Origin of the sequence: Streptacidiphilus cavernicola, assembly GCF_042510955.1 — a bacterium.
GTDB lineage: Bacteria > Actinomycetota > Actinomycetes > Streptomycetales > Streptomycetaceae > Streptacidiphilus > Streptacidiphilus cavernicola.
The window spans coordinates 302,705-311,388 of record NZ_JBHFAB010000001.1 but is presented as its reverse complement, the minus strand read 5'-3'; the positions used below and the strand labels follow the sequence as shown (position 1 = coordinate 311,388).

At 73.4% G+C, this 8,684-nt stretch carries 9 protein-coding genes; 4 read left to right on the top strand and 5 right to left on the bottom strand.

The window, feature by feature from the left end; all coding sequences use genetic code 11:
- Nucleotides 1–136, bottom strand: a 136-nt coding sequence (locus tag ACEZDE_RS01385; protein WP_380531194.1) for a D-arabinono-1,4-lactone oxidase, incomplete at its 3' end; no start/stop codon positions are given.
- A gap of 243 nt (nucleotides 137–379) precedes the next feature.
- Nucleotides 380–1,078, bottom strand: a complete 699-nt coding sequence (locus ACEZDE_RS01380; protein ID WP_380530755.1) for a bifunctional DNA primase/polymerase — start codon at nucleotides 1,076–1,078, stop codon at nucleotides 380–382.
- Between the two features lie 317 nt (nucleotides 1,079–1,395).
- Here ACEZDE_RS01380 and ACEZDE_RS01375 point away from each other — a divergent pair, with 317 nt between their 5' ends.
- Together ACEZDE_RS01375 and ACEZDE_RS01370 are read left to right on the top strand one after the other, a co-directional pair.
- On the top strand, nucleotides 1,396–2,775 hold the full coding sequence (locus ACEZDE_RS01375; protein ID WP_380530752.1) for a transcriptional regulator: 1,380 nt from the start codon (nucleotides 1,396–1,398) through the stop codon (nucleotides 2,773–2,775).
- A gap of 85 nt (nucleotides 2,776–2,860) precedes the next feature.
- Complete coding sequence (locus ACEZDE_RS01370) at nucleotides 2,861–3,892, top strand: hypothetical protein (RefSeq protein ID WP_380530749.1); 1,032 nt, start codon at nucleotides 2,861–2,863, stop codon at nucleotides 3,890–3,892.
- A 19-nt stretch (nucleotides 3,893–3,911) separates the two neighbouring features.
- Here the strand turns inward: ACEZDE_RS01370 and ACEZDE_RS01365 are convergent, their stop codons facing one another.
- Nucleotides 3,912–5,153: an ABC transporter substrate-binding protein gene (locus ACEZDE_RS01365; RefSeq protein ID WP_380530746.1), complete on the bottom strand. Its 1,242-nt coding sequence runs from the start codon at nucleotides 5,151–5,153 to the stop codon at nucleotides 3,912–3,914.
- Between the two features lie 151 nt (nucleotides 5,154–5,304).
- Between ACEZDE_RS01365 and ACEZDE_RS01360 the strand changes: the two genes are divergently transcribed.
- Nucleotides 5,305–5,814: an SCO4402 family protein gene (locus tag ACEZDE_RS01360; RefSeq protein WP_380530743.1), complete on the top strand. Its 510-nt coding sequence runs from the start codon at nucleotides 5,305–5,307 to the stop codon at nucleotides 5,812–5,814.
- A gap of 86 nt (nucleotides 5,815–5,900) precedes the next feature.
- On the top strand, nucleotides 5,901–6,770 hold the full coding sequence (gene purU / locus ACEZDE_RS01355) for a formyltetrahydrofolate deformylase (RefSeq protein ID WP_380530740.1): 870 nt from the start codon (nucleotides 5,901–5,903) through the stop codon (nucleotides 6,768–6,770).
- A gap of 24 nt (nucleotides 6,771–6,794) precedes the next feature.
- Here the strand turns inward: purU and ACEZDE_RS01350 are convergent, their stop codons facing one another.
- Together ACEZDE_RS01350 and ACEZDE_RS01345 are read right to left on the bottom strand one after the other, a co-directional pair.
- Nucleotides 6,795–8,012, bottom strand: a complete 1,218-nt coding sequence (locus ACEZDE_RS01350) for a zf-HC2 domain-containing protein (RefSeq protein WP_380530737.1) — start codon at nucleotides 8,010–8,012, stop codon at nucleotides 6,795–6,797.
- Complete coding sequence (locus ACEZDE_RS01345; protein ID WP_380530734.1) at nucleotides 8,009–8,569, bottom strand: sigma-70 family RNA polymerase sigma factor; 561 nt, start codon at nucleotides 8,567–8,569, stop codon at nucleotides 8,009–8,011. The genes ACEZDE_RS01350 and ACEZDE_RS01345 overlap by 4 nt, the downstream gene beginning before the upstream one ends.
- Nucleotides 8,570–8,684: the final 115 nt, after the last annotated feature.

Genomic DNA, 8,684 nt, shown 5'->3' with positions numbered 1-8,684 from the left:
CCAGCGTCCGGAAGTCGTCGGCCCGCGGGTAGAGCGCCGCCGCACGGGCCGGGGTCGCCGTGAACAGCTTGCCCCAGTGCGGGCGGGCGCCCAGCGGCAGCAACGCCTCCTCCAGCGCCGCCAGTACCGGGGCCACCGCCGCCGGGTCCTTCCGCTTCCCCCTGTGTCCCCACCCTCTTGGTCCCCGCCCTGTGTTCCCCCGCCCGGCTTCCCCTCCGGGCCCCGCCCCACTCCCGTGGCCGCCGCTTCCTCCGTCCCTGCTCTGCCGTCCCCGAACCGTGGAGCCTTACGAGGGCATTCATCCCCTCGGCAGAACCCGGCAATCCTTGAGCGCTGTCACTCGAAAGTGGGGCTTTTCCACTCCTTCGCGCGGGTAGCCCTAGGGGATCGGCGCAGGCAGCGGGGCCTCCCGGCCGCAGGCGTAGGCGATCGGGTTGATCAGCTCGGTGGCCTCGGGCAGCCAGCGGTTCAGCGCCGTGGGCTCCCTGGCCCACTGGGCGAAGCCGAAGCTGCCGACCCGGGTCGGCGGGGCGACCACCCAGTCGCCCTCGCCGTGGCCGACCAGGTCCAGCCGCCCCGGGCCCCAGCCGAGCTTGCGCAGCAGGTCCGGCAGCTTGGGCAGCGATCCCGGCAGCACCAGGAAGACCAGCCGCCGGCCGCGCCCGGCGCCGGGCCCCGAACCGCCGGGGACCGCCAGCACCGGGCCGAGTTGCACGCCCATCCGCTCCATCCGGGCCAGTGCCAGGCAGCCCGCGACCTCCGGGACGTCGATGGCGTCGAAGGCGCGTCCGGTCGGCAGCAGCACCGAGGCCGACGGGTTCTCGGTCCACCAGCGCCGGACCACGCCGGGGCCGGCGCTGGCCTTGCGGGCCCAGTCGCGCCCGGTCGGGTGCGCGCCGGGCGCGGGGCAGCCGGGGTCGCCGCAGGAGCAGCGCAGCGGGCCGTCGTCCTCGATCAGCCGACAGCCGGGAGCGACCTCCCAGTGGCGTTCCTCGGCGTAGCGGACGGCGGATTCGAGCAGGTCGCGGGCGCGGTCCTGAGGGACGGATTCGGGCAGGGTACCCAGGGTGTCTTCCACGCCGTGCACAACTCGCCGGGGCGGAGCGGGTTACGGGCGGCGCCGGGAAAGTGCGCCGCCCGGCAGAGTGTGATCATCCGAGAGGGGGCGCGTCGGTGCATCGACGGGGCGCACACCGGGTCTGCGAGGTCGGAGCGGGTATGCCTCCGGCGAGGGCGCGCCGGACTGGGCGTATTGTCTCAAATGCCATGCCGCGGCACTGGACTGACGCGGCGGGAGATTCCGCCCGGACGGGTGTGCAGGCTTCGCGGGCCCGGATTCGGGGAATGCTGCTGACCTGTCGGGGTGACCACCACGCTCAAGGGGGAGGCACGTCCATGGCCGCCAGACCGCTGGTCGCACGACAGCCCAACGAACGGCTCCAGGCACTGATCCAGGAGGCGGGCTGCTCCAACGCCGGGCTGGCCCGCCGGGTCAACCTGTGCGGCGCCGAGCACGCGCTCGACCTGCGCTACGACAAGACCTCGGTGGCCCGCTGGCTGCGCGGCCAGCAGCCGCGCGGCCAGGCCCCCGCGGTGATCGCGGAGGCGATCGGGCGCAAGCTCGGCCGCCCGGTCACCGTCGACGAGATCGGCATGGCGGACGGCAAGAACCTCTCCTCCGGCATCGGACTGCACTTCTCGGCCAGCCTCTCCGGCGCGGTCGAGCAGGCGTGCGAGCTGTGGCGCAGCGACGTCAGCCGCCGCGACTTCCTGACCGGCGCCTCGGTCGCCGCCTCGGCCCTGGTGGAGCCCAGCCGGGACTGGCTGATCACCCGCCCCGACCAGCAGGTCGCCCGTGCCGGCGGGGCCAGGGTCGGCCAGGCCGACGTGGACGCGGTCCGGGCCACCACCGAGATGCTGGTCGACCTGGACCACCGCTTCGGCAGCGGGCACGTCCGCCCGGTGGTGGTGCACTACCTCAACAGCGTGGTCTCCGGGCTGCTGGCCGGGACCTACCGGGAGGACACCGGGCGGGCGCTGTTCGCCGCGGTGGCCCGACTCACCGAGCTGGCCGGGTACATGGCCATCGACACCGGCCAGCCCGGCCTGGCCCAGCGGTACTACATCCAGGCGCTGCGGCTGGCCCAGGCGGCGGGCGACCGCGCCTACGGCGGCTATGTGCTGGCCGCCTCGATGAGCCATCTCGCCGCGGCCCTGGGCAACCCCCGGGAGATCGCCCAACTCGCCCGCGCCGCACAGGAGGGCGCCCGGGGCGAGGCCACCCCCACCGCGATGGCGATGTTCTACGTCGCCGAGGCACGCGGGCACGCCCTGCTCGGCGACGCGCGCTCCTGCGAGGCGGTGGCCGGACGGGCGGTGGAGGCGATGGAGCACAGCCGTCCCGACGACGACCCGGAGTGGATCGGCCACTTCGACGCGGCCTACCTGGCCGACGAACTCGCGCACTGCCACCGGGACCTGGACCAGCCCAAGCAGTCGGCCCGGCAGGCGGAGTCGGCGCTGCGCGGCCACCCGGAGACCCGGGTCCGCCGCCGCGCGGTGGACCTGGTGCTGCTCGCCACCGCCCAGTTGCGGATGCGCGACGTCGAGCAGTCCTGCGAAACGGCGGCCCGCGCCGTGGAGTTGCTCTCCGGGCTGCGCTCGGCCCGGGGTGCGGAGTACCTGGACGAGTTCCGGAAGAAGCTGGAGCCCTACCGGGAGCAGCGCGCGGTCAGGGAGTTCCAGGCCAGGTCACTGGCCGAGGCAGCGGCCTGAACCGGCCGAAAGCGGAGGGTTCTTCGTCACTCGTGCGGGTGAACCGGTAGCGTGGGCGGGAGCTACCCGTCCTCACCGAGGGATCGTGTTGAACCACCGCCGACCGAACAACGACGAGCTGACGCCGGACGACCTGTTCAGACCCGAGCCGCAGTCGGCTCAGCCGGGCGGAACCACCATCCCCGGCGAGGTCGTCCGGTCCACCGACATGCCCTGGAACGCCCCGGCGCAGCAGCAGCCCGAGTACTACGGCGAGTACCAGCCGCAGCCGTACCAGCAGCCGCAGCCGGGCGGCGAGGAGTCCACCCAGTTCATGCCGCCGTTCCCGGCCGAGCCGCAGCAGCCGTACGGCGCGGCGCAGCAGGGGTACGGGCAGCAGGACTACACCCAGCAGTCGGCCGGTTACGGCCAGCAGCCCCAGTCGCAGCAGGGGTACGGCGGCTACCAGGCCCCGCCGCCGCAGGCGCCGTACGGGTCGGCTCCGGCCGGTCCTGGCCGCCGGTTCAGCCCCCGGGCCATCGCCGTCGGCGTGGTGGCCGCCTGCGCGGTGGTCGGCATCGCGGTGGGCGCGGCGCTGAGCGGCTCCGGCGGGAACGCGTCGGCGGCCGGCACCCCGGGCCCCTCGGCCTCCGGCAGCGCCTCCGCGAAGGCCGCGGGCTCGGGGGTGAACCAGGCCCAGGCGCAGGCGCTGTCGGACCTGCTGAAGAGTGCCTCGAACAGCCGCACGTCGGTGATCGCCGCGGTGGACGACATCAAGCACTGCCAGAACCTGGGCCAGGCGGAACAGAACCTGACCACTGCCGCCGGGATGCGCGGACAACTGGTCACCCAGCTGGGGACGCTGCAGACGGACGGGCTGCCCGGCGGCGCCGAGCTGGTCACGGCGCTGAAGCAGGGCTGGACCGCCTCGCAGAGCGCCGACACCCACTACGCGGCCTGGGCGAAGGCGTCGGGCAGCAACTGCGCCCACAAGCACCAGCCCAAGGACGGCGGCGAGCTGCAGGCCGCCAGCAGCGCCAGCTCCGACGCGACCGTGGCCAAGACGAAGGCGTCCCGGCTGTGGGACGCCATCGCCGAGAAGACCGGCCTGCCCTCGCGTACCAAGTCCCAGCTCTGACCAGAGAACGCGCTGCCGGTCAGGCCCCGCCCGTGCTGACCAGCAGGGAGCGTACGTCCACCGGGCCCGACCGGGCCTGGGACAGCTGGCCGTTGCGCACTTGCAGGAACGAGACCTGGGTGTTCACCAGCCGCGGCGCGGTGGCCAGCGCCAGCATGTCGACGTTGCGCCAGGCCAGCGGCGGGGTCTGGCCGGTCGTGATCGGGTCGCAGAAGTTCAGGTAGGAGCGCAGCGTGGACGCGGTGACCGGGCCCTGGATCGCGGCGGCGGCCTTCCGCAGCACCTCGTAGGCGATCCAGGTGGTCTGCTCGCCCGGGTCGGCGGTGTTGATCCGGTTGTCGGTGAAGGCGTACTTCTTGACCGCGTCGTGCAGCCCGTCCCAGACCTTGCTGGAGTCCGGCGGGTACCAGCTGGTGGCGAGCGCGTCCCGGAGCGGGCCCGCGTCCCCGCCGGTCGAGTCGACCAGCGACTGCTGGAAGCTGCCGATCACCGAGGACAGCTGGGTGTGCCGCGGGCCCAGCCGCCGGTAGTCGTCGAAGAAGGTGGCGGTGTCGGCCGGGTCCAGGGTGGTGGTGACGCAGGAGTGCGGCAGGTCCGCGCCGATCGCCTGGGTCGCCTCGGCGGTGTAGTCGGTGCCGCCGGGGTCGGCGGCGATCTGCACCGCGTCGATGTGCCCGGTGGCCAGGCCCACGTTGAGGAAGTTCAGCATGGACGCGCCGACGTCGGTCTTGGGGCTGACCACGGCCACCCTGCGGCAGCCCGACTGCACCAGCTGCTCGCCGTTCCCGGCCAGCAGTGCCTGGTAGCCGCCGTTGACCGGGTAGGACATCGGCGAGCTGAACTCCTCCGGGGTGATCCCGAAGCCGCCGATGTACGGGATCGAGGCGGCCTCCAGCACCGGCATGAAGGCTTCGCCGTACTGGCTGTACGAGCCGACCACGGCGGCGACGCCGTCGCTGACGGCGAGGTCGGCGCAGGCGGTGGCTCCGGCGGCGGTGTTCAGCTCGTTGCAGGTGACCACCTTGAGGCGCCGTCCGGCCAGTCCGCCGGTGCCGTTCACCAGCTTGCCGATCGCCTCGGCCAGCGCGGTCACCCCGGGCTGGCCGCCCACCGCGCTGTTCACCGGCGCCCAGGTCATCACCGTCACGGTGGACCCCTCGGACGCGTCGGCGTTCCCCCCGCAGCCGGTGAGTCCGGCGACGAGAAGCGCGGCTCCGGCCGCCGCCGCGGACAGCCGTCCGATCCTCCTGGTCGAACCCATAGCTGTGCTGCCCCTCCCGCTCGTCTGCCCCGGCGTCCACGTGCGGGAGCAAGCCTCGACGGGGTGCCGCACGGCAGGGTCGACGGACGGGAAACAGTGAACCAACGCCAGGGGAACAGCGGGATCCGAGCAGAACATAGGATCGGTTCCCATGCAGGGATCACAGCAGAGTCCGGTGAAGTCTTCCCGAACGGCCACTCGCTCCAGCACCATGGGCGCTATGCCGCTCACTGACATCCCCTGGTGGCGCTGGCGGGCCCGGGTCCGCTCAGCCCTGCACATGCTCGGAGACACCGCCTTCCAGCAGGACTGCTGGGAGGCCGGCCGGGAGGGCTACGGCGACGTCACCGACGCCGTGTACCGCCTGGTCGAGGACACCTGGCTGGACCGCTGGTCCGCCGAGAAGTACGTGGGCACGCTGTTCCGGGACTCGGCCGAGGCCGCGCTGGTCGACACCGCGGTGCTCCGGGTGCTGCGGATCCTGCACCAGGTCGGCCCGGACGCCCCGTCCGCCGCCTACCTGCGGCACCACGCCTGGCCCGAGGCGGTCCGCGCCTGCCGTGACGCGCACATACGGCTGTCGCTGAACGACGGCGAGGACCCGGACGCCGCGCCGCGCTCGCTGGAGGCGCTCGGCATCCTGCTCCGGGTCGCGGCCTGAGGTCGCAGCCTGAGACGGTCCCCCGTGACGTCGGCCGCCTGTGCGAGGCTGTTCCCCCAGCGGATCCGCACGAGAGGACGTCCCCGGTGGCGCAGCAGCAGCCCGGCCAGGGCCAGTACGTACTGACCCTGTCCTGCCCCGACAAGCAGGGCATCGTGCACGCCGTGTCCAGCTACCTCTTCCTGACCGGCTGCAACATCGTCGACAGCCAGCAGTTCGGCGACGCCACCAGTGGGCTGTACTTCATGCGGGTGCACTTCTCGGCCGAGGAGCCGGTCACCCTGGAGAAGCTGCGGGCCAGCTTCGCCGCCACCGGGGACGCCTTCCGGATGGACTGGCAGATGCACCCCTCCGCCGAGCGGACCCGGGTGCTGCTGCTGGTCAGCAAGTTCGGCCACTGCCTGAACGACCTGCTGTTCCGCGCCTCCAGCGGGGCGCTGCCGGTGGACGTGGTCGGGGTCGCGTCCAACCACACCGACTTCCGGGAGCTGGCCGGCTCCTACGGCGTCCCGTTCCACCACATCCCGGTCACCGCCGACACCAAGCCGGAGGCCGAGGCGGCGCTGCTGGAGCTGGTGCGGCAGGAGCGGGTGGACCTGGTGGTGCTGGCCCGCTACATGCAGGTGCTCTCGGACGACCTGTGCAAGGCGCTGGCGGGCCGGGCGATCAACATCCACCACAGCTTCCTGCCGAGCTTCAAGGGCGCCAAGCCCTACCACCAGGCGCACGCCCGCGGGGTCAAGCTGATCGGCGCGACCGCGCACTACGTCACGGCGCAGCTGGACGAGGGCCCGATCATCGAGCAGGAGGTGGTCCGGGTCAGCCACGACGTCACCCCGGAGCAGCTGGTCGCGCTGGGCCGGGACGCCGAGTGCCAGGCGCTGGCCCGCGCGGTGAAGTGGCATGCCGAGCACCGGGTGCTGCTCAACGGCACCAGGACCGTCGTCTTCACCTGACCCCTCGGGGCCGGGGCGGCGGCCTCAGGGCCGGGACAGCAGCCGGGCCGCGTGCAGCAGGTCCCGGGCGGCGGCCCGGTCGCCGGTGATGCCGCAGGGCATCCGGTCCGGGTCGCGGTGCGCGGCGCACAGGAAGCAGAACTCCACACCGTCGATGGCCAGGGTGGCCACCGGGTCGATGTCCGCGGGCAGCGGCCCCGAGCCGGGCGGCAGCGGCTCCAACGGGACCAGCCACTCGCTCTCGCCGCGCCCCTCGATGATCAGCTTCACCGCGCTCACCCCGCGCGGGTCGCCGTAGCCGGGATCGCTGCCGGAGAACTTGCGGTACGAGGTCAGCGACGCCAGACCGGCCTCGCGCAGGCCGTTCAGCGCCGACGGCAGCAGCCGGGTGGCCAGGTCCACCATGGTCCTGATGTGCACCCCGCGCGGCGGCCCGTACGGCCAGCCGACCGCCTCGGCCACGTCGTCGGCGTGGATCCAGCACTCGAAGGCGCGGTCCACGAAGGCGTCCCGCAGCGGCAGCCGGAACGCCCCGTAGTCCACCAGGACGTCGCCCGCGCCCGCGCCGTGTTGGGACTCGGCCAGGGCGGCGGTCTCCACCAGGGCCCTGGTCTGCTCGCGCCAGAACGAGCGCACCGCGTCCGGGCCGCGCCGGCGCTGGGCCTCGATCAGCCGGGAGGTGCGCTCGACCAGGTCGACCGGCGCGGACCCGGCCTGCTCCGGCGAGGTCCCCGGCGCGGGCGGCACCGGGTCGGCCAGGCCGAGCGCCCGGGACACCACGCCGTCCACCGCGGTGAGATGGGACAGCACCTCGGCCGGGCGCAGCTGCTGCGCGCCGCCGTGCCAGACCAGGTCGGCCCGCTCGATCCAGTCGGACTCGCCCAGGTCGCGCAGCAGCGCGTCCAGCCGGGCGGTCTCCGCGACATAGGCTGACGAGTAGTCAGGAACCTTGATCCGGGCGGGCCTCACCGTCAGCGCCCGGGTCAGCACCTGGCTGCGCAGATCGGGGGCCGGCTCCAGCGGCTCGTCGGCGGAGAGCCAGCCGGCCGCGTCGCGCAGCCGCCCGCCCTCGTCGGCGCAGGAGGGGCACTCGGCCAGGTGGATCTCGATCCAGGCCGTCTCCAGACCGGTGCAGGCGTTCAGCGCCCAGGCGCCGAGCAGCCCGCGCAGCGTGTCGTGGTCGGGCTGCGCGGACTCGGGTCGGGCAGCCCCGGAGGTACCCGGGCGCAGGGGACCGGTCATGGGGTGTACTCCGTGGAGAGGGCGGTGGCGAGCAGTTGGAGGCCGAGCCGCATCCGGTGCTTGGCGGTGGCCGGGCTGATCCCCAGCTCCTTGGCGGCCTGCTGGTACGTCCGGCCGCCGAAGTAGGTGAGGACCAGTGTGTCCCGCAGCGCCTGCGGGAGCGAGGTGACGACGTACTGCACCCGGGCCGCGGTGGCCTCGGCCAGGACCTGCTCCTCGAAGCTGGAGGACTCCAGCGGGACCGGGTAGCCGTCCGCGCCCTCCTTGCCGTCCTGGTCCCTGCGCAGCCGTTCCACGGCGCGGCGGTGGGTGAGCGTGCCGATCCAGGAGCGCATCGAGCCGGCCGCCGGGTCGAACTCCCCGGGGTGCTCCCAGACGTGGGCGAAGACCTCGCGGGTGACCTGCTCGGCCGCCTCGGCGTCGGGGAGGATCCGGCTGGCCAGGCCGTGCACCAGGGGCGCGAACTGGTCGTACAGCTCACCGAGCGCGGACTCCTCGCCGCGGGCCAGGCGGCGCTGGATCTGGCGGTCCCACCGGATGGGAGCCGGTGTTGCCAAGGGGCACCACCCTTCCTTCGGGTACCTGTTCAGAACTTATCGCTCCGCGGGCGGAACGTACCCGTATTCGCCGAAAGTGTGCCGGAAACGTGCGGGTAGGCTCGGGGGCTGCGCG